Genomic DNA, 20603 nt, shown 5'->3' with positions numbered 1-20603 from the left:
ATCCGAATATGCTTCGCAGCCGTACAACCACCAGGAACTGTCAGAACGCGGAGGACGCGCCAATGCAAGGGAAGACCGCATTCCTGTGTGCCATGCTAATCGCATCGGCGGCCCATGCCGATGCATTCTCGGACAGCCGCGGAATATGGATGCGCGACGACGGCAACGCCAAGGTTTCAATTGCGCCGTGCGGCCAGCAACTATGCGCCACGAATCTATGGATTCGTGACACCAGCAAGGGCGAGGAGCCTGGCGACAAGCTCGTCATGACGCTGAAATCGGCGCCACAAGGAACGCTTTCCGGAAAGGCTTACGACCCCAAGCGAAACCGCACCTATTCAATGACCTTGAAGGTGACGAGTGGCGGTCTCACCACGCGGGGCTGCATAGCCGCAGGCCTGCTTTGTAAGGACGTGCGCTGGACGCCGGCGAAGTGACCGGCCAAGGACAATGAGCCGGAAAGCCCCAGCCCCAACGATCGTGCTTTTCCGGCGCGACCTTCGCATCGACGATAATGCCGCGCTCGCGGCGGCGGCCGATCGCGGTGCTCCAGTGGTGGCGCTCTATATTCTCGACGATCGTGCCAAGGGTCTCAGGCCGATTGGGGCTGCCAGCCGCTGGTGGTTGCACCACTCGCTCGAGGCTCTTGGGCGTCGGCTGGGCGAAGCTGGGGTGAAACTGTTTCTGGCCCGCGGACGCACCGGCGAGGTCGTCGACAAGGCGATTGCCGCGACCGCAGCGGATTGCGTGCTGTGGAACCGGCGCTATGACCCGGCCGAGGCGGCGATCGATGCCGAACTGAAGACCGGGCTGCGCGAAAAGGGCCTCACGGCGCAGAGCTTCGACGGTGCGCTGCTGCACGAACCGTCGCTTCTCAAGACCGGTTCGGGCGGGTCCTACAAAGTCTACACGCCGTTCTGGAAGGCGACGGCGGAGAAGATCGATGTTCGCGATCCGGTCGATCGTCCTGGGGCGGTCGACGGATGGCGGGGTGAACTGGACAGCCTGCGCTTGGAGGATCTCGATCTGCTGCCGGCAAATCCGGACTGGGCGACAGGTTTGCGCGAGCACTGGACACCCGGGGAGGAAGGCGCACAAGCCAGGCTTCGCGAGTTCGTGGAGCGCGATCTTGGCGGCTATGAGCGCCAACGCGACTTTCCGAGCCAGCCTGCGACCTCGCGGCTGTCGCCGCACCTCGCTTTCGGTGAGATTACGCCGTTCCAGATATTTGCCAGCCTGCGCAAATCGAAAAGCTCGGGAACCTCAAAATTCCGCTCAGAGATCGGCTGGCGGGAATTCTCCTATCATCTGCTGTTTCACAATCCAGACTTGGCCGAACGGAATTTCCGGCCGGAATTCGACGCAATGTCGTGGCGCGACGACGAGCGGGCACTGCGGGCATGGCAACGCGGGCTGACCGGCTATCCGATCGTGGATGCCGGCATGCGCGAATTGTGGCGTACGGGCTGGATGCACAACCGCGTCCGAATGATCGCGGCGTCCTTCCTGATCAAGGATCTCGTGATCGACTGGCGGCATGGCGAAAAGTGGTTCTGGGACACGCTGGTCGACGCGGACCCTGCCAACAACCCGGCAGGCTGGCAGTGGGTCGCCGGATCGGGCGCCGACGCCGCTCCCTATTTCCGGATCTTCAACCCGGTTCTGCAGGGCGAAAAGTTCGACCCTCGCGGCGACTATGTCCGTCGTTACCTGCCGGAGATCAGCGAGTTGCCCGACCGCTACATTCACCGGCCATGGGAAGCGCCCGCATCGCTGCTGAAAGGCAAGAACATCGAGCTCGGCAAGACCTACCCGAACCGAATTGTCGATCACGGCGCGGCCCGCGACAGAGCGTTGATCATCTATCAGTCGATGAAGGACCGATATCAGTCGATGAAGGACAGGGCCGCAGGCTCCAGCAGCGAAAGGAAGGCTTCATGATGCGATATGCCGTGGCCTACGCAACCACCCTGATCGCATTCCTGGCGATCGACGCAATCTGGCTCACGATGATGTCGCAGCGCCTTTACCGGCGGTATCTGGGCGACATCCTGGTCGACACGTTCAATCTTGGCCCGGCTGTGGCTTTCTACCTGATCTACATCGCGGGTATCGTCATTTTCGCGACGGCGCCGGCCTTTTCGACCGGCAGGTGGACGACGGCCGCGCTTTATGGCGCCCTCTACGGGTTCTTCGCCTACGCGACCTACGATCTCACCAATCAGGCGACGATACGTGGCTGGCCGACGATCATTACAGTAGCCGATATCTGTTGGGGCTCGCTGCTCAGCGCGACGGCGGCAGTTCTTGGTTTCTTGTTGACCCGCTATTTTCTTCGCGGCGCATGACGCCTAACCCTTCCGACGTCGCGACAGCTCCCGAAAGCAGCAGGCCGATAAAAACGACAAGCACAGCGGCACTCGCGGCGTTCAGGCCGGCCATGCCGGTGTTGTCGGCGGCGCTGTAATCGGCGAGCGACTGGCCGAAGACGCGCGCCGGAACGAGGTAGGCTGCGGCGCTGAGCGCGACAACGGCCAGCCCCGTCGCCCGCTCCGTTGGCCTGAACAGGGCAGCGCCCAGCAGAGCGCAAGGGATCAGGAAAATCTCAACTCCCGAGCCGACGCCGAACGCCTTGGCGCTGAGAATGCCGTTGGCGATGCCCGTTACCGGCAGCATGATGCGCGCCGCGAGCGAATGGCGTTTAGCGACGGCAGGAACCGCCAGGAAGAAAGGCGTCGACAGAAATGTCAGGAAGGCCGGCCAGACCTTGTCACCACCAACGACGGCCCAAAGATAGAGAGGATAAAAGGGCTGGTTCCAGGCGACGACGATGGCCACCCAATTGGCTGCATTGGTCAGCGGGTCCTCATGCGCGGCATAATCGGCGACCCGGCGCCACAGGCGCGCCAGCCCGTTCATGTCAGCCGCCCGGCCGCAGCAGATAGTGGCTTACGCCCCATTCCCTGCCCTGCGCGTGCCCAAACAGCCCCTCGGTAGCAAGGTAGAACAGCCGCCAGCGGCGCCTCCAAAGCCCGGCATCGGCGCCATAGACGCCAGACAAGATCTCGCTGATCCGATCGCGGTTGTCGTCGAAACGCGCCAGCCAGTCACGCGCCGTTCTCGCATAGTGCAGCCCGCTCCAACGCCAGTCCTTCTCGATCGTAAAGCAGTCCGGGAAATGGCCTATCAAGCCGTGGCTGGGCATGATCCCGCCGGTGAAGAAGTATTTGGCGATCCAATCGGCGTCGTCACGATGGTCGAAACGATAGGGGCTATGGCGATGACTGAATACATGAATGAACAGTCTGCCCTCCGGCTCCAGCCAGGTTCGGATACGCGCGAGAAGGTCTCGCCAGTTCGACATATGCTCGAACATCTCGACCGACACGACGCGGTCGAACCGGCCCTGCGGCTCAAACGCATTCATGTCGGCAGTGATGACCTCGACATTCCCAAGGCCCCGCGCCCCCGCTTCGGCCTGGATATGCAGGCGTTGCGGGACTGAATTCGACACGGCCACGATGCGCGCCGATGGAAACCGCTGCGCCATGAACAGGGTCAAGGAACCCCAACCACAGCCGAGCTCAAGGATCGATTGCCCGTCGCGAAGCCGGGCATGCTCGACGGTCTGCTCCAGCGCGGCCATCTCGGCTTCAGCCAGCGTCTCGCTGCCGGTCGGGTAAAGGCAGCAGGAATATTTGCGCTTGGGGCCAAGTGTCAGCGCAAAGAATTCGGGCGGAAGCTCGTAGTGCTGCTCGTTTGCGGCTGCCGTGTGCTCCGCGATCGAATAGTGCATCATCTCAGCGGCGAAGCGCTTTTCATCGACAGCTCCTGTACTTGCCAGGCGGCGCCTGGTCCTTCCGACCAGGACGCCGATGCCATAGCGCGTCGCGCTGTCCGGGATCGGTGTTCGCTCGACGGCTTGGATGGCAGATGAGATCAAGCCCAAGATCATCTCCTTTCACTGGCGGTTGCCTGCCTTGGCGCGCCAGGCCAAAAGGCATTTACCCGCGCCTGGTAGCGGCGAAACCTTTCGCCGCGCGACCGCAACATGTGCGCTTCGAGGGGCGGAATCCCCGAGACATGAACCAGCAGCCAGTACATGAGCACCGGCCCTGCGAGCGCCACGAAGCCCCAGCCATGGGCAATCGGAAAGCCGATGGCGATTGCCGCGTATGCCGTCCAGCCGAGCCACTCGAAGAAGTAATTGGGATGCCTGGACAGCCCCCAAAGGCCGACATCGCAGACCTGGCCCCTGTTGGCGGGATCGGCACGGAAAGCTCGCAGTTGACGGTCGGCCAACGCCTCGCCGCCGACTGCAACGACCATCAGCGCGACGCCGAACCAGTCAGCCGCGCCGAGGGCCGGCGCGGGATTGTGTGCCGCCGCCATTATGGAAAGCACGAGAAGGAACGCGGCCGCTGCCTGAATCTGGAGAAACCAGAAGAGCCGCCCTTGGAAGGCGCCTCCCCACTCCCTCTTGAGCTGGCCGTAGCGCGGATCGTCACGATCGTCGGCCAAGGTCCTGACCAAGATGTGGAAACCAAGCCGAAGCGACCAGGCGAGCGCGATGATGGCGACCAGCCATTGGCGCTGGGGATTGTCACCGTCCAATGATGCTATCAGAGCGGCCAGCGCGCCGAAAATGCCGACGGCGAAGGACCAGATCGCGTCGATCCACCCCGATCTCCCGCTGCGGATCGCGATCAGCCAGGCTATCGCCATGGTCGCGGCAAGGCCGACCGCTGCGACAATCATGGTCGGGACCGCACCCATGGACGGCATCAGCCGAAAAGAGGCTGGACCAGCCTGCCGAAGAAACCCCGCAACTTCGTCTGGCCTTCAACCGCGGCAACGCAAATGCATTCCCCTTCGTGGCCAACGATGGGCTGATGCTGCACATCGTCGTCGGCCTCATCCAGGTCACCGGGGCCGTAGCGACCTCGCGCGTCGGAGAACGCTCCCTTGAGGACCTGCGTGTATTCGTATCCCACATGCGTGTGTTCCGGCAGCTTGCGCCCGGCCGCAACCTTCAAGAGCATGACATTGGCGTTGACGTCGCCCGGCAGCGTGACGCGGCTCCACCGCACTCCAGGCCCGATCCAACGCCAAGGCCCGATTCCGCAGTCGTCCAGAACCTCGGGCAATCGGATACCGAGGTCGGCGCGCGGACGACCAGGGACTGCCGCTGCCTTGGGCCGGCCGCCTCCGTCGGCCTCGACCAAGGCCATCACGCGATCGAGCCCACCCGCCTCCATCTCCGCCGGTTCGATCTCCTCGAGAAGCGCTCCACCTACGGCCTCGAATTCCCCGACCCGATCCGCGCAGACAGCGCATCCGCCGACATGGACGGCGACAACGATGCGCGGCCCGGGTTCCAAAGTGCCGGCGGCGTAACGGAACAGCGTTTCATCGCTCGGATGATGCTTGATCATTTGAGGTCGTCCAGAATTTGGCGCAGCCGGCCAAGCGCCAGCCTCACGCGCGATTTGACGGTGCCGAGAGGGATACCAAGCTCGCCGGCTATCTCGGATTGAGGTTTGTCGCCGAAAAAGAACAACCGAAGCGTCTCGGCCTGTTCCTCGGACAGGTGGGTCAATGCCTTGCGCACGCGCTGATCACGCTCGGCAATCATCACGGCCGCCTCGCCCGAGACCGGAGCGTCCGGTTCATCCGAGGGGTCGAAAGCGCTGGCAATGGCCGCGGGCCGTCCTTCCTTGCGGAGCCGGTCTATGCGTGCATTGCGCGCGATGGTGAAGATCCAGGTCGACACGCCGGCACGGGATGGGTCGAAATATGAAGCCTTCTTCCAGACCAGCAGCATGGTCTCTTGCGCCACGTCCTCGGCCGTCGATGGACTCATCCCCTGCCGGCGCATGAACGATTTGACCCGCGGCGCATAGAACGCAAACAGCGCGGCAAAGGCGGCCCTGTCGCGCTGGACCGCGACCGCTACCAGCAATCGGCTCGCCTCATCCGCCGATAGAGCGACATCGTTGCCCATGGTCACAGCCGATCCGATCGCCGCGAGATCGAAGGCGGGGTGAACACTATCAGCCCTGAAAAAATGACCCGGTGCATTCATGCATCCTGTTACGCGCCGCGAGCCCTTTCGGATCACACGCAGCGCAAATTTGTCCGACGGGTGATCCTCGACCCCCGTTCCTGCGTAAGAACTTCAACTTAGGGGGAGAACACAACCCCTTCCATAGCAGACCGGAGGGCGCGGATGACAATCGGGATCCGACATATCAACCCCGACATAACGATGGATATCGCCGTGATCGGCAGCGGTATCTCTGGCTTGTCCGCGGCGTGGCTGCTTTCAAAGCGCCACAGGGTCTCGCTTTTCGAGGCAGACGATCGCCTCGGCGGCCACAGCAACACTATCGACGCCGGCGGCACGCCGGTCGATACCGGCTTCATCGTCTACAACGAGGCCACCTACCCCAATCTGACGGCTCTGCTCGGGCATCTGGGTGTGCCCACCATAGCCTCCGACATGTCCTTCGCGGTCTCTCTCGACGGCGGGCGGCTGGAATATTCCGGCACGGGCTTGGCTGGGCTGCTTGCTCAGCCCGCCAATGTCGCGCGTCCGCGGTTCTGGATGATGCTGAAGGAGTTGCTGCGTTTCTATCGCGAGGCGCCTTACGACATCGGTCGCATCGGCGAAATCAGCCTTGCAGAATACCTCGATGCCAAAGGGTATGGCGCCGCTTTTCGCGACGATCATCTTTACCCGATGGCGGCGGCAATCTGGTCGACGCCGGCGCTCGACGTCGGCAGCTATCCGGCAGCAGCCTTTATTCGGTTCTGCGAAAATCATGGACTGCTGAAACTCTCCGGCCGGCCGATCTGGCGCACGGTGGATGGAGGAAGCCGCAAATATGTCGCGCGACTCGCAGAGAAGGTCGCCGGTCGCACCTTTTCCGGGTGCGGCATTCGTTCCATCGCCAGGCGGGCCGGGTCGGTATGGCTCACCGACAATGAAGGCATCGAGCGACGCTTCGATCAAGTCGTGGTCGCAACGCATGCCGACCAGGCACTCCGCATGCTTGCCGACCCAAGCCAGGATGAAAGGCGCTTGCTTGGCAGTTTCGGCTACAGCCGTAATGAAGCCGTGCTTCATTCGGATCCACGCCTGATGCCGCGCCGGAGACGCGCCTGGTCGAGCTGGAACTACATGACCGAGACGCAAGGTGAAACTCGCAAACTATCCGTGACGTATTGGATGAACAGGCTGCAGTCGTTGCCGAACGATCAGCAGCTCTTCGTTACGCTCAACCCTGTTGCGGAGCCGGAGGCAAGCACGGTGCGACATCGCATAGTCTACGAGCACCCGGCATTCGATGCCGTGGCGATGCGCGCGCAGAAGCAGCTCTGGTCGCTGCAAGGCGACAGGAATACGTGGTTCTGCGGCGCCTATTTCGGCGCCGGCTTCCACGAGGATGGCCTGCAGGCGGGCCTGGCGGTGGCAGAGGAACTGGGTGGAGTGCGGCGCCCATGGAGCGTCCCAAACGAGTCCGGCAGGATCCAGCTCCCCAATACAGCCATATCGCGTGATCTGGTGGCCGCCTGATGTTGGCTCAACAGTCAGCCCTCTATGCCGGCAACGTCATGCACCAGCGACTGAAGCCGCGCCGGCACCGGCTGACTTATCGCATGTTCTTCCTGCTGCTGGATCTCGACGAGATCGACGGATTGTGCCGACGCCTTCGCCTGCTGTCCCACAACAGGTTCGGAATGTTCAGCTTCTTCGAAAGAGATCATGGCGACGGGACAGATGCATCGCTGAAGGCGTATGTCGAGCGCCAACTGGAAGAGGCGGGTATCGAAACCGGCGGACCGATCCAGCTGCTCTCGATGCCGCGTATGCTAGGTTACGCGTTCAATCCGCTCAGCATCTATTTCTGCCATGACCGCAGGGGCGACCTTGCCGCGATCCTCTACGAGGTCAACAACACCTTCGGCCAGCGCCACAGCTACCTCATACCCGTCGACGATGACGGCGACGGCGACGGCGACGAGGGTGTGGTGAGACAGCATTGCGACAAGCAGTTCTACGTCTCGCCCTTCATCGACATGGGAATGGGCTATCGCTTCCGGATCGGGCTGCCTGGCAAAGGGGTAGCTGTCCACATCACTGGCAGCGACGCCGACGGGCCACTGATTGTCGCCAGCTTCTCAGGCAGTCGGCGTGAGTTGACGGATGGCGCGCTGATGAGAGCATTCTTCGCTTATCCGCTGCTGACGCTGAAAGTCATCGCCGGCATTCATTGGGAAGCTCTGCTGCTCTGGGCGAAGGGCATGCGACTTTACAAGCGCCCTGCCCCGCCCGCTCGCCCCATCAGCCATGTCGCCATGCACAGAATGTCACAAAGGAAGACTGAGCCGGATGTCACTGGACACTGAAAGCAGGACGAAAACCCATCTTTTTACAGGTTTTCCAGTCGGTCGCCTCCTGAAGCGCCTGCTCGGCTGCATGAAGGTAGGCAGGATCGCCGTTCGCACACCGAGCGGCACAATCATCCAACACCAGACTGGCATGCCCGGCCCAGAGGCGACGGTTGTGCTCTATCGCTGGCGGGCGCTGCGTCGTCTGCTGGCGGGCGGCGACATCGGCTTTGCAGAGGCCTATATGGATGGCGACTGGTCAAGCCCTGATCTCCCGGCCTTGCTCGAACTCGCGGCTGTGAACATTGCGGAAATCGAGCAGGCAATCTCAGGGCTGCTTCCTATCCGGCTCTTCAATCGCCTCCGCCATCTGCTGCGTGCCAACAGTCGCCGCGGCAGCAGGCGCAATATCGCCTTTCACTACGATCTTGGAAACGGGTTCTACCGGGAATGGCTCGATCCGAGCATGATCTATTCGTCGGCCCTCTACCGGGACGACAGCGAGACCTTGGAGCGGGCACAGGAAAACAAGCTGGAGCGCATTACAGAACTCCTGTCGCCGCCGCCTTCTGCCGATATTCTTGAGATCGGTTGCGGATGGGGAGCACTGGCAACGCGACTTGCCAGGACAGGCGCAAAGGTCAAAGGCATCACGCTTTCAACCGAGCAACTGGCCTATGCCAGGCAAGCAGCCGAGCGCAGCGATCTGAGCGACCAATTGCGGTTTGAACTTGAGGACTACCGCGACTGCCAGGGCCCCTTCGACCGCGTCGTCTCGATCGAGATGCTGGAAGCCGTAGGCGAGCAATATTGGGCTACCTATTTCAACAAGCTGCGGCGGTTGCTTAAAGCTGACGGAAAAGCCGTGCTTCAGGTCATAACCATCGATGAAGCTCGCTTCGAGAGCTATCGCAGGAACCCGGACTTCATCCAGCGCTATATCTTTCCGGGCGGCATGCTGCCCACCAAGGCGCTGATCGGCGAGCATGCGCAAGCGGCCGGTTTCAAGCTGGCCTCATCCGAATTCTTCGGGGAGAGCTACGCGCGCACGCTTGCCGAATGGCGCAAGCGGTTCCGCCAGAGTTCGGCAGCGGTGCAGGCCATGGGCTTCGAGCAGCGCTTCCGCCGCCTCTGGGATTACTACCTTGCCTACTGCGAAGCAGGCTTCAGGGCCGGAAGCATCGATGTCGGCCTTTTCGTGCTCGAACCTCGCCCGACCTGATCGGCAGCGCCGAACAAGACCTACATGGTGAAATTGAAGCGGTAGGTGGTCGACACCCCGAAGGTCCATTGGTTGCGGTCGCCCCGCTCCTTGACCAGGCTGGAATCGGCTGCCGGGCCCATCAGGCGCGAATATTCAGTGAAGAGGCTTGCGGTCATCGGCTCGCTCACCTTCCAGGTGATCGCGCCGCCGAGGCCCGCCGATCTCACGCCGCCGCCCGGATGGTACTCGCTCAAGCCCGAGGCCGCCGCCTCCTTGGCGTTGACTCCGTAGTAGGCGTCGAAATAGTCGGACGACGCGAAGGAAACACGGGGGCCGCCGGAAATGCGGACCGTCGGCGTGACGTCGTAGAAGGCGTCCGCGGCGATATCCGCGACGAAACCGTCATGGGCCCGAATGCCGTGTCGAAGTTCGGCCCGCGCCCTCACCCAATCCAGCGGATAGAATTCGAAGAAGCCGCCGACCTCACCGCCCCAGCGCACGGGATCGAGCCCCTTGAGCTCGTCCTTGCTCTCCCGCGAGAATATGAACTTGCCGGTCAACCCGGCGCGAACGGAACCATCATCGATCAGCGCCAGCGAGATGTTGTCGTTGCGCGAGGTGAAACGCGCCTCCGGCCCGACCTTGCCGAGCGAAATGATCGGCTGGGCGCTGAGCATGTATTTCTTGCCGCCCTCGAAATTCGGCGCGACGAGGGCTGTGGCGCCGAGCGTCAGGTACCAGTCGCCGGATATCCAGCCGCCCTCGCCCGCCTGTGCGACAGGCGCGGCAAGCAGACTCACGGCGACAGCCAGCGGAATAGGCCCGACAATGCGCATCGTCACCCCTTACGCAAAACGCGGCGGCGACACTATCCGCCAGCGCCCAAGCCATGCCGTGCGTTCGGTAAAATTTGATTTAAAGCCGGCAATATCGGAACCGACTGCCGGGCTCTAAATCAAAGAGTAGCGCATGATGTCGTCCGAAAACCGCTTCACACTTTTCGGCATCATGCTCTAGCCGACACGCCGATTGCGGCGCGACGCCTCGATCAGGTCACAGGCTGCTTCAAGCCCCCCGGTAAGCGGAGTGGACGAGCCGTAGGCAAGAGCTGCCTCGTGCCACCGGACCCGGGTCACCGGCTCGCCGGCTTTCAGGATTGCCTGCCGCCAGATTTCGGGATCGTCACGATTGGCCACGACCAGCCCCGCGCCACTGGCTTCAACATGTTTTGCATATCCGCAAGCGGCCGACACAATGACCGGCAAACCGTTTGCGAGGGCCTCGAGGATCACCGTGCCGGTATTCTCCAGGCGAGCCGGGTGCAGCATGAAATCGCTAGCGACCACAATAGCCGGGATGTCCTCCTGGATGCCCAGCAGGGTGACCCGTTGCGACATGCCGGATTTGGCGATCAGGCCGCGGAGCCTGGTTTCCTCCTCGCTGTTCTTTTGAAAACCGGTCACCAGCCAATGGATGTCCGGGAAAGACTGGAGGGCCTTTACCGCCCGGTCGAGACCCTTCACCTTCAATCTGTTGGCGACCGTCAGGGCGATGACGGCCTGGCGAGGAAGCCCAAAACGATCGCGGATCTCATTGCGGTCGCAGGCCAGGAGGTCCGGCCTGCGGCGCTTCGGATCGAGCGTCGGTCCGACAACGTGAATGCGCGATTCTTCCGTTCGCCAGAAGTCGCGGTAGAGCGCCGCCTGATATTCGCTGAGAGCGACGATCTGCACGGCGTTGCCGGGGGCAAAGATCATCGACTCGAGCTTCTGCTGGCGCTTGAAGCGAGGCGAAAATGGTCGCCACCATCCGAGCTTCGAGGCAAAATAGGGCGGGTCGCCGGCATAATAGACATCCAGCCCCGCCATCTTGTTGAAACCGACCACGCAATCGAAATCCCGCCTGGCCGCCAGCAGGGTCTTTCCCAGCGCAAATTCGGTGCCTGGATTGGAGATGACACGGGCCGGCCGGACTTTTATCGCCGCCGAACTCTCGACATGACCGACCTGGCGCGTTGTCAGGATCGTGACGTCATGGCCACGCTTGACCAGACGGTCGGCGATGTTGAGACAATCCCGTTGCAGCCCCCCGTACATGAAGAGGGCCGAGATTGCGCAGCAGATTCTCATGGCATTTTCCGGAGCGCCGTCTTGCCGAACCAGGTCTACAGAGAGCTCCGGGGGCGCCCCGGACTTCTCCGTCCAAACAACACAGCGGGCGCATAGATGTCAGTCGTGTCGAAAATACGAATATGCTGTATATACCCCGTTATCAAGAGACTCGAATGCCGTCGCTTTCGGTCCTGTCTCGAAGAAGCTGGAGCGCGCGCCAATGCACATCCCCCGGTTCGATCGCGCCTGCCAGGCCGGGTTCGGCTGAAAGCCGCCATACGTGCCAAAGGCCCTGCGCGAATACGACTGGCGGCAATGGTTGAGGCTGCAGCCGCTGACACATGCCATCAAGACTGCCCGTTACCGAAGGATCGATCGCAGGTTCCTCGCCCAGCCAGCCCGGGATGGCCGCATCCCTGACATCCGTGACGCGGCCCGGGACAGCAATGTCCTGCTTACCATCGCCTTCGGCGATGCTCAGTGCCTGGATTTGCAGTTGCGGCTGACCATGGGACTCGTCCGTCACGACCTCCACATCGTGGCCGACAACAGCGCGAGTGAAGCTGCCGCGCGCGCGAACAAGCAGGTGTGCGCGGCCCACGGCGCTGCCTATGCGAGGTTGCCAGCCAATCCCTGGACCATGAAGAACCCGAGCCGGTCCCACGGCGCGGCGCTCAACTGGATGTGGCATAATGTCCTGAAACCCGCCGCGCCGGCCGCGTTCGGGTTTCTGGACCAGGATATTTTCCCGACCCAGCCATGCGATCCCTTCGAGCCTCTTGAAAGGGTGGCGTTTTACGGCGACCTCCGCCGGGCCGGCGACCGGTGGTATCTGTGGGCGGGCTACTGCTTCTTCCGGTTCGATGCCGTCAGCCGCCAGCCGCTCGATTTCGGGCTCGATTGGTTCGCCGGTCTCGACACCGGCGGGGCCAACTGGGAGGTGCTCTATCGGGATGTGGACCCGAATGCGGTGCCGCAACGGCCGATCACCGCATTTGCGGCCTTGCCCGGAATAGAACTCAGACAAGCCTATTGCGAATGGCGGGGAAGCTGGCTGCATGAAGTCGGCCTCGACGGAGACCTGTCGTTGAAGGCGAGAAAGCGCGAGGCGGTTCTACGCTTGCTGGAGCCCGCCCTTCAGGCCTCGCCCAGGTCAGCGCTACGATGAGATTGACAATCGACACGGTGGTCGAACTTTGCGATGGAACTTTGAGTCCGAGCCGCGAACGCCCCTTCCCCGAAAAGGCTGATTCAAGCGCCATCCGATCGCGCCCGATCATCACAAGGACATTCTGTTGCCGACAGTAAGTGTGATCATTCCGGTGAAAGACGGCGCTCGCTATGTCCGCGAAGCCTTGCAAAGCATGCTGGATCAGGATCTGGCCGATATCGAAGTCATCGTCGTCGACGATGGCTCCTCGGACGACAGCGCGGCTATAGCCTCATCGCTCGGCTCCCGTGACGGCCGCGTCAAGGTTGTGGCCAATCGCGGCAAGGGGATCGTCGACGCGCTCAATATGGGGATTTCGCTTGCCGGGGCCCCTCTTGTGGCGCGCATGGATTGCGACGATGTCTCGCTGCCCGACAGGTTGCGCCGGCAAGTGGCATGTTTCGACGCGGATCCCGATTTGAAGTTGCTCGGTACGGCCGGACTGCTAATCGACCGCGACGGACAGCCGACGGGGCCGATGGAGGTTCCCGTCGGCAACGAGCAGTTGCGGGCTGCGCTTACTCGATACAATCCGATGCTTCATCCGACAGTGATGTTTCGGACCGAAGCTGTCCATCGCGCGGGAGGCTACCGTCGCGCCTTCACCTATGCGGAGGATTACGACCTGTGGCTGCGGCTTTCCGAGACCGGAAAATTGGCCAACCTGGACGCGCGGCTGGTCAAATTGCGGTCGCATCCCGGGCAAGTCTCGCGCTTGAAGGAGGATCAGCAAAAAGCGGCCGCGGCACTGGCCAGACAGTCGGCGCTGCTGCGTCGCTCGCGCGCCGAGCCGTTCGAGGGGGACTGTCAGCCCGCGGCGGCGATAGGAGCCTTTCTGGCATGGCGCGCCGCCACGGGGGCCCGTGTCTCCGGCCGGGAGAGGCGCGACATCGAGTTGCTGCTGCGGACACCAGGCATACCCCTGGCCATCACCTGCAAACTGCTTTTCCTGGCGCTCCTCGGCGCCCCCTCTTTCAGGACTCTCGCGCTCGGACCTCGGCTGGCCTGGCGCAGGGTGATGGCGCGCCCCGCAAGAATGCAACCGAACTGATGCGGCGCGACTGATGCGGCTTGTTCTCGATCTCACGAGCATGGCGCGCTGGCTCGGCCCTCCGGTCGGGCTGGTCCGCGTGCAGCGCCGCTACGCGGCGGCGGCGGCCGCCTTCAAAGCCTCCGAGGTCGCGTTCACTGTGTTCGACCCGACCGACCGCGTCCTGAGGCAGGTTTCGCCACAGATGGCGGCGGAGATCATCGCCGGGGACATCTCATGCGACATGAGTTTTCATCCGGATCCGGCCCGCATCAAGATGCGCTTCTACGACCGCTGGCCGAACCGGGCGCGCCAGTCGCTGATGGCGGTCATGAAAGCGCGCCGTATCCTGATAACGGGGATTGGCGCGTTCAGCCGGCGCAACCCCGGCAGCATTGCCCTTCGTTTCCTCGAGCGGATCGAAAGCCGGCTGATGAAGGAAAGCGAGCGGCGGCTGATCGCCCGCGACGACGGCTCACGCGTCCGGATCGTGCCGCTGCGGACCGTGGCCGGCAGCCAGTACCGACTGGCGCCCGGCGACCATCTGCTGTTGATGAACAACGACTGGGCACACACCGATATCGAGGTCATTTCGCGCGCCTGCGGCTCGGCCGGCGCAAGGCTGATCGTGCTCTTGAACGACATCATCCCGATCCAGTTTCCCGAATGGTACAAGCCGCAGGACGTCAAGAGATTCAGGGACTATGTGAACCTGGCGATCACGCTAGCCGACCGCTTCATCCTGACCTCAAGGCGTGTCACCGCCGATATGGAGGAGTACGCCGCCAAGCTCGGCATGCGCCTGCCGGAGCTGAAACAGGTCCCGCTCGGCTGCGAGAGTGCCCGCAAATCGAAGGCGGACGGCCCACTGCCTCACGGACTCGAGACGGGTCGCTACGTTCTGTTCGTTTCCACCATCGAGCCGCGCAAGAACCATTCGCTGCTGATGAATGTATGGCGGCGCCTCGCAGCCGACGAAACGGTCGCGAATAGCGGCATGAAACTGGTTTTCGTCGGACGCAGTGGCTGGATGGTCGATGACGTCCTGGCGAAGCTCCACAGCCATCCCGACTACGGCAAGAGCCTCGTCCATCTCGACAACGTCGATGACGGGATGCTGTCCCTGCTCTACCAGAACAGTGCATTTTGCGTTTACCCCTCGCTCTATGAGGGATACGGGCTGCCGCCGGTCGAGGCGCTGGCCTACGGCAAGGCCCTGATCGCCTCGACAGGCGGCGCCATCGCCGAGGTGGTCGGTCCGTTCGGGCTCTGTCTCGACCCGCTCGACGTCGAAGGATGGGAAGGCGCCATGCGGCAGTGGATCAAGTCGTCCGAGAGCCGGGCCGCTTACGAGGCGAAGGCCGGCGAATTCGTGGCGCGAAGCTGGGAGCAGGCCGGCCGGGAGACTCTGGAGGCGGCGCTCGCGCCGTTCGCGGACGAAGTCCGGCCGTCGCGAGAATGACTGCCTTTACGGTTGCGCGGCGAAGCGGGCGGCCGGCCCCATGCTCTGGAACCGGCTCAGAGTTTCGTTCACGCCCGTGGCCGCGGATCTTTCGACGCTGCCGGGGAAATAGCCGGCCAGATATAGGGTGCGCCCAACTTTGAGGATCTCATGGGTTTCGCGGCGCTGATTTCAGGGGCTTCGATGGCTCCCCCGGGCTGGCCGCCGGATTGGGATCCGCTGCCACAATCCCGGCGGAAGGTCGGCGACTGGGGCTGTCCATTGCTGGACGGGCAATGCCATTGGGATTACCTTTCCTCCACCGCGTGCGGCGCGGGAACTACCCGAGGGGAGAAGTATCATGACTTTGCCAGGCGACGCTCTTAAGGACGCGATCGGCCAGACGCGCGACAAATGGGGATGGTTCGTGGCGCTGGGCGTGCTGCTGCTGATCTTTGGCGGCATCGCTTTCGGCAATGTTTTCATCGCCACGGTCGCTTCGGTCTATGTGATCGGCTGGCTGATGCTGATGGCAGGCGCCATCGAGATCATCCATGCCTTCGGCGTCAGGACATGGGGGCGCTTCTTCTACTGGCTGCTCAGCGGCCTCCTCTATGCGGTCGCCGGCTTCTTCGCCTTTGACAACCCGCTGCTTGCCTCGGCCGTGCTGACCCTGCTGCTCGCTATCGCTCTCGTGGCCTCGGGGCTGCTGAGAGCCTGGGTCGCCTTCAATCACCGGCCGGAGCAAGGCTGGGGATGGCTGCTCGCGGCCGGCATCATCACCATTCTGCTCGGCCTGGTCATCGCGATGCGCTGGCCGGCAAGCAGCCTGTGGGTGCTCGGCATGTTCCTGGCCATCGATCTGGTGTTCCAGGGCTGGAGCTTCATCGCGATCGGCCTGGCGCTGAAGCGATAGCTTCAGTCAATCGACGTTAAGAAGCGTCACGGCGCCCAGCGCAGCGGCAATGCCCAGATACTGGGCTTCGGAAACGTCTTCCTTGAAGACAGGCGCGCCGAAGACGCCCTAGAAAGCGATTGCGGCGTCCAGTTGTGACAGCGGGCGCACGCCCGCCAGCAGCGCCCTCGCCTCGGCCTCGTCCTTTTTCATCTGCGCCACCAGCGCCTCGAGGCCGTCGAATTTCAGCTCCGGGCGCAGGAACCCGAAGAACGACACCTCGCAGGGCTCGCCATAGAGATCGCCGGAGAAATCAAAGACGTAGGTTTCGAGCAGCGGCGCGCCATCGTCGTCGACGGTCGGGCGGCGGCCGAAGCTTGCGACGCCGTCATGAAGCGTGCCGTCGGCGCGGCGGAAGCGGACGGCGTAGATCCCTTCCTTCAAGGTGGCATCCGGCGGAAGCCGCATATTGGCGGTCGGGAAACCGAGCGTGCGGCCAAGCTGCTGGCCTGCGATCACTTCGGACTCGACGGTGAAGCGGTAGCCGAGCAGGCCGGCGGCCTCCTCCACCTTGCCCTCGGCGAGCAGTCCGCGGATGCGGCTCGACGAGACCACTTCGGCGCCTTCGTCGCGAAAGGCGTCTACCAGCGTCACGCCGAAGCCATGCCGCTCTCCTGCCGCCATCAGGAAAGCCGGGCCGCCCTGGCGATCCTTGCCGAAATGGAAGTCGAAACCGGTTACGGCGTGGTGGATGCCGAGATTCTTCACCAGCACATCCGTCACGAAAGCCTCGGCGGAGAGCGAAGCGAAAGCGCGCGTGAACGGCTGCTCGACCAAAGCGGCAAAGCCGAGTTCGGCCAGAAGCCGCGCCTTCATCGGCGGCGGCGTCAGCAGGAAGAGCGGCTCCTCCGGCCGGAACACCTTGCGCGGATGCGGCTCGAATGTGAGCACCAGAGCGGGCACGTTATTGCGGCCGGCCTCAGCCAGCGCGCGCTCCAGCACGGACTGGTGGCCCCGATGGACGCCGTCGAAATTGCCGATTGCCACGACGCCGCCGCGCAGATGCGCGGGCAGCGGCGCGGCCGTGGAAAGTCGTTTGAAGGATTGCGTCATGTCGAGGCGCCGCGTCATGGCCAAACTATCAACCTATTGCAGCCGCGGAATGACGGCGACCGGCCGGTAGCCGTGCTTTTCGAGGAAGGCGGCGAGCCGCGCGGGATCGTCGCCATGCTCTCGCGCGTGGATACCGCCGGAAACATAGAGCACGTCAAAGCCGTTGTCGGCCGCGCCCTTGATGTCGGTCATGATCCCGTCGCCGATGGCCAGAATTTCGCTTCGCTCGACGGTGCGGCCGAGCAATGCAGCGACCTCCTTCATGGCGACATGGTAGATCGGCGCGAAGGGTTTGCCGGCAATCAGCGTTCGGCCGCCCAGTTGCGCGTAATCGCGCGCGAGCGCGCCGGCACACCAGATCGTGCGCTCGCCGCGCTCCACCAGAATGTCCGGATTGGCGCAAATGAACGGCAGGTTGCGCGCGCGCAGCCGCTGGAGCAACTCAGCATAGTCGGCGGGCTTGTCGATCTCATCGTCATAGAGACCGGTGCAGACGACACCCGAAGCCTCGAATTCCTCGACCAGGTCGACGTCGAGCCCTTCATAGAGCGTGAAGTCGCGCTCGGGGCCGATATGGAAGATCCTCCTCGGGCCATCGGCGATCAGGTCGCGGGTCACGTCGCCTGAAGTAACGACCCGGTCACAGGCATCCTCGGGAACGCCGATCACCTTCATCTGGGCAAGGACGTCGGCGCTGCGGCGCGGCGAATTGGTGATCAAAACGACCGGCACATTGGACGCGCGCGCGCGGGCAAGCGCGGCAGCAGCCGCCGGAAAATGCCATTCGCCATTGTGGACGACGCCCCATACGTCACACAGTATTGCCGCGTAGCGCCCTACCAGACTGTCGAGCGAAGTGATGATGTCGGGCGAATCCGCCATGCCGTGTCCCTGATTCCGATTCCTGGCAGGCCGCGACAGGCGCCCGCCACGGCCGGTCTCGCATAACCGAAGCGCTTGATGCTGTCACGGGCTTTCCCGAGCAGCGCAGATCGGAGCTCGATCCGGTTTGCCCCGAAAGCACAGGGTTAATGCGCCGTGAAGAAGGCGGTGCGCTGTTGATGATTTCGCGCAAGCTGAAATTTAACGATTACGACTATGGTTCCACAACACACTAAGACCATGGTCGCATCCAGGCACCGATCCTTGGCGGGGGTAGATAGGATGATTCGCGATTTTTTCCAGGACAGACGGGGTAACTATGCCCTGATGACGGTTATCACGATGATACCGCTGATGGGCGGCGTGGCGCTGGCGGTGGATTATACGGAACTCGTCCGGGAGAAGCAGGAAACGCTGAATGCTCTCGACGCGGCCGGCATAGCCACGGCGCAGCAAATCGTTGCCGGCGCGAGTGACGCCGAAGCGAAGGCCTACGCCAGGACGTTCTTCGAAGCCAATCTTAGGCACGTCCTTCCCGCGAACACTGCGCTTACGGTGACCTTGCCGAACAACAACGCCGGCGGCGGCACGCTGGTTCTCGAGGCGGCGTTGCAGTACCGACCCTATTTCCTGCCGGTCGCAGTGATGTTGCTGGGCGATGGCGCTCCGGGTCAGACCACCGTCAACTTCTCGGCGCGGTCCGAAATCCGCCTCAAGAACACGCTGGAGGTGGCGCTGGTGCTCGACAACTCCGGCTCCATGAGTCTGAACGGTTCGGGCACGGGCCAGCAGCGGATCGAACTCCTCAAAGCCGCCGCCACCGAACTGGTGACCATGCTCGCCGGACAAGCCGATCTGATGCGGCAGGTCAATAAACCTGTACAATTCTCACTTGTCCCATTCTCCGCCTCGGTCAATGTGGGGTCGACCAATAAAGATAAGACCTGGATGGATCAGGATGGCATTTCGCCTATCCATCACGAGAATTTCGACTGGTCGCAGATGTTCAAAAATGCCGCAGGTTACGATCCAAACAAGTATATCGAGAAAGTCGGTAGCACTTATTACAAGCGCGGCACTGGCTGGGGGGTGAACCAAAACGCAAAAGCAACCCGTTTCAGCCTGTATAACGATATTCTGTCCACCACCCGAAACTGCACCAAGAAAAACAACAACGGCACCTGCCAAACCTACACCTATACCAACGCTCCTTATGAGGCTTGGGGAGGCTGTGTCGAGGCGAGGCCCTATCCCTATAATGTGGACGACACGACACCAACCACCGGCACCCCCGCTACGCTTTTCGTTCCCATGTTCGCGCCGGACGAAGCTGGTAACCTCTGGACCGACGGCACGCGGACCAGCACGAGTTCCTGGGGCTACAGCAATAATTGGTGGATAGATTCGAGCGACAGCCTGACGGTCGGCAAACGTCAATCAGACATGCGAAAGTACTTTCTCATCAAGCCATACAACGCTGCGACTGTGCCCGCAGACGATGGACCCAATGCCGGTTGCACGACCAGCCCAATCACGCCGTTGCAGGACGTAACGACGACTAGCGGTAAGCAGACAATCCTCAATGCCATTGATGCGATGGCCCCTACCGGCAATACCAATGTGCCAGAGGGACTAGCATGGGGCTGGAGGACGCTTTCCAGCAACGAGCCTTTCACGGAGGGACGTGACAATAATGAAAAGGGCAATGACAAGGTTGTCATTGTGCTCACGGATGGCGCTAATACCTATAGTTCCGTCAACGATGGCAGTTACGCCAAGAACAGATCGACCTATGCTGCCTACGGATACACGGGCCTGACATATCCCGGTTCGGGCTCGGTGACTCGCATGTTCATGAACACCAGTTCAGCCATCGGCAAAAGCACCTATACCGACGCCAACTATACCGCCGCTCTGGACGAGCAGATGCAAACGCTGTGCGCCAACGCCAAGGCCAACAACATCATCGTCATGACGGTTTCGCTTGATCTCAGCAATCAGAAAACTGCCGAGAAGAAGGCCATCTCGGCGCTTACGGCCTGTGCATCCGACTCGCGTTTCCGCAAGGACCCCACCAACCCGAGCAAGCCCGCGAAGCTGTTCTGGAATTCGACCGGCGCCACGCTTTCGGACGATTTCAAGGCGATCGGCAACGAATTGTCGAACCTGCGCATCGTCAGTTGAGCACGGCGCCGCCGCAAGAGCGTCTTCCATCCTACTATGCCGCAGGCAAATCAGTGAAACCGCAACTGGACGATCGATCGGCTTGCCGACACCACCCGTCAGCGCTTCGTGGAAGTGCGGCGCGACCAGGAATTGATTG

20 protein-coding genes are annotated in these 20603 nt (G+C 62.3%); 11 read left to right on the top strand and 9 right to left on the bottom strand.

Annotated features, from left to right (window positions below):
* Window positions 1–149 precede the first annotated feature (149 nt).
* The 3 genes from ACR64R_RS06295 to ACR64R_RS06285 are packed head-to-tail and all read left to right on the top strand — an operon-like array spanning window position 150 to window position 2348.
* Window positions 150–437: a DUF2147 domain-containing protein gene (locus ACR64R_RS06295; protein WP_487360822.1), complete on the top strand. Its 288-nt coding sequence runs from the start codon at window positions 150–152 to the stop codon at window positions 435–437.
* A 13-nt stretch (window positions 438–450) separates the two neighbouring features.
* On the top strand, window positions 451–1941 hold the full coding sequence (locus ACR64R_RS06290; RefSeq protein WP_487360821.1) for a cryptochrome/photolyase family protein: 1491 nt from the start codon (window positions 451–453) through the stop codon (window positions 1939–1941).
* The gene (locus ACR64R_RS06285) at window positions 1938–2348 is read left to right on the top strand and encodes a DUF2177 family protein (protein ID WP_487360820.1); all 411 of its coding nucleotides are present in this window, start codon (window positions 1938–1940) and stop codon (window positions 2346–2348) included. Before ACR64R_RS06290 ends, ACR64R_RS06285 begins: the two co-directional genes overlap by 4 nt.
* Here ACR64R_RS06285 and ACR64R_RS06280 read toward each other — a convergent pair.
* From ACR64R_RS06280 to ACR64R_RS06260, 5 genes are read right to left on the bottom strand one after another with little or no spacing between them, the layout of a single operon-like run.
* Window positions 2287–2919 carry a hypothetical protein gene (locus tag ACR64R_RS06280; RefSeq protein ID WP_487360819.1) on the bottom strand — a complete coding sequence of 211 codons (633 nt, stop codon included), beginning with the start codon at window positions 2917–2919 and terminating at the stop codon, window positions 2287–2289. The two genes, ACR64R_RS06285 and ACR64R_RS06280, sit on opposite strands and share 62 nt — an antisense overlap.
* Window position 2920: 1 nt before the next feature.
* Window positions 2921–3949, bottom strand: coding sequence for an SAM-dependent methyltransferase (locus ACR64R_RS06275; protein ID WP_487360818.1), 1029 nt, complete (start codon window positions 3947–3949; stop codon window positions 2921–2923).
* Window positions 3950–3951: 2 nt separating this feature from the next.
* Window positions 3952–4776, bottom strand: a complete 825-nt coding sequence (locus ACR64R_RS06270) for a DUF1295 domain-containing protein (protein ID WP_487360817.1) — start codon at window positions 4774–4776, stop codon at window positions 3952–3954.
* Between the two features lie 8 nt (window positions 4777–4784).
* Window positions 4785–5435 (bottom strand): ChrR family anti-sigma-E factor, encoded by a 651-nt coding sequence (locus ACR64R_RS06265; RefSeq protein ID WP_487360816.1) that lies wholly within the window; start codon window positions 5433–5435, stop codon window positions 4785–4787.
* The gene (locus ACR64R_RS06260) at window positions 5432–6004 is read right to left on the bottom strand and encodes a sigma-70 family RNA polymerase sigma factor (protein ID WP_487360815.1); all 573 of its coding nucleotides are present in this window, start codon (window positions 6002–6004) and stop codon (window positions 5432–5434) included. The genes ACR64R_RS06265 and ACR64R_RS06260 overlap by 4 nt, the downstream gene beginning before the upstream one ends.
* 225 nt (window positions 6005–6229) lie before the next feature.
* Between ACR64R_RS06260 and ACR64R_RS06255 the strand changes: the two genes are divergently transcribed.
* Genes ACR64R_RS06255 through ACR64R_RS06245 form a run of 3 tightly spaced genes read left to right on the top strand, consistent with a single transcriptional unit; the run spans window position 6230 to window position 9616 of the window.
* Window positions 6230–7579: an NAD(P)/FAD-dependent oxidoreductase gene (locus tag ACR64R_RS06255; protein WP_487360814.1), complete on the top strand. Its 1350-nt coding sequence runs from the start codon at window positions 6230–6232 to the stop codon at window positions 7577–7579.
* Window positions 7579–8412 (top strand): DUF1365 domain-containing protein, encoded by an 834-nt coding sequence (locus ACR64R_RS06250; protein WP_487360813.1) that lies wholly within the window; start codon window positions 7579–7581, stop codon window positions 8410–8412. The genes ACR64R_RS06255 and ACR64R_RS06250 overlap by 1 nt, the downstream gene beginning before the upstream one ends.
* Window positions 8396–9616, top strand: coding sequence for a class I SAM-dependent methyltransferase (locus ACR64R_RS06245; protein ID WP_487360812.1), 1221 nt, complete (start codon window positions 8396–8398; stop codon window positions 9614–9616). The genes ACR64R_RS06250 and ACR64R_RS06245 overlap by 17 nt, the downstream gene beginning before the upstream one ends.
* Window positions 9617–9636: 20 nt before the next feature.
* On the opposite strand, the gene ACR64R_RS06240 is transcribed toward ACR64R_RS06245, so the two are convergent.
* Both ACR64R_RS06240 and ACR64R_RS06235 read right to left on the bottom strand, forming a co-directional pair.
* Entirely contained in the window at window positions 9637–10434 is a 798-nt protein-coding gene (locus tag ACR64R_RS06240; protein ID WP_487360811.1) for a MipA/OmpV family protein, read from the bottom strand.
* 177 nt (window positions 10435–10611) lie between these two features.
* Window positions 10612–11727, bottom strand: coding sequence for a glycosyltransferase family 4 protein (locus ACR64R_RS06235; RefSeq protein WP_487360810.1), 1116 nt, complete (start codon window positions 11725–11727; stop codon window positions 10612–10614).
* Between the two features lie 262 nt (window positions 11728–11989).
* Between ACR64R_RS06235 and ACR64R_RS06230 the strand changes: the two genes are divergently transcribed.
* From ACR64R_RS06230 to ACR64R_RS06215, 4 genes are all read left to right on the top strand, one after another.
* A complete protein-coding gene (locus tag ACR64R_RS06230) occupies window positions 11990–12877 on the top strand; it encodes a hypothetical protein (protein ID WP_487360809.1) in 888 nt (295 codons plus the stop codon).
* A 142-nt stretch (window positions 12878–13019) separates the two neighbouring features.
* On the top strand, window positions 13020–13970 hold the full coding sequence (locus ACR64R_RS06225; RefSeq protein ID WP_487360808.1) for a glycosyltransferase: 951 nt from the start codon (window positions 13020–13022) through the stop codon (window positions 13968–13970).
* Between the two features lie 13 nt (window positions 13971–13983).
* Window positions 13984–15411: a glycosyltransferase family 4 protein gene (locus ACR64R_RS06220; RefSeq protein WP_487360807.1), complete on the top strand. Its 1428-nt coding sequence runs from the start codon at window positions 13984–13986 to the stop codon at window positions 15409–15411.
* Between the two features lie 340 nt (window positions 15412–15751).
* Window positions 15752–16306 (top strand): HdeD family acid-resistance protein, encoded by a 555-nt coding sequence (locus ACR64R_RS06215; RefSeq protein WP_487360806.1) that lies wholly within the window; start codon window positions 15752–15754, stop codon window positions 16304–16306.
* A gap of 108 nt (window positions 16307–16414) precedes the next feature.
* Here ACR64R_RS06215 and ACR64R_RS06210 read toward each other — a convergent pair whose 3' ends face one another.
* Together ACR64R_RS06210 and ACR64R_RS06205 are read right to left on the bottom strand one after the other, a co-directional pair.
* Window positions 16415–17398, bottom strand: a complete 984-nt coding sequence (locus ACR64R_RS06210; protein ID WP_487362387.1) for a bifunctional riboflavin kinase/FAD synthetase — start codon at window positions 17396–17398, stop codon at window positions 16415–16417.
* Window positions 17399–17431: 33 nt separating this feature from the next.
* Window positions 17432–18280: a TIGR01459 family HAD-type hydrolase gene (locus ACR64R_RS06205; RefSeq protein WP_487360805.1), complete on the bottom strand. Its 849-nt coding sequence runs from the start codon at window positions 18278–18280 to the stop codon at window positions 17432–17434.
* 282 nt (window positions 18281–18562) lie between these two features.
* Here ACR64R_RS06205 and ACR64R_RS06200 point away from each other — a divergent pair, with 282 nt between their 5' ends.
* The gene (locus tag ACR64R_RS06200; RefSeq protein WP_487360804.1) at window positions 18563–20464 is read left to right on the top strand and encodes a pilus assembly protein TadG-related protein; all 1902 of its coding nucleotides are present in this window, start codon (window positions 18563–18565) and stop codon (window positions 20462–20464) included.
* Window positions 20465–20603: the final 139 nt, after the last annotated feature.

The sequence above is a fragment of the Mesorhizobium sp. MC2-1-1 genome (genome assembly GCF_057597255.1).
The sequence above is the reverse complement of the archived record's forward strand: the minus strand, read 5'-3'. Positions and strand labels throughout refer to the sequence as shown.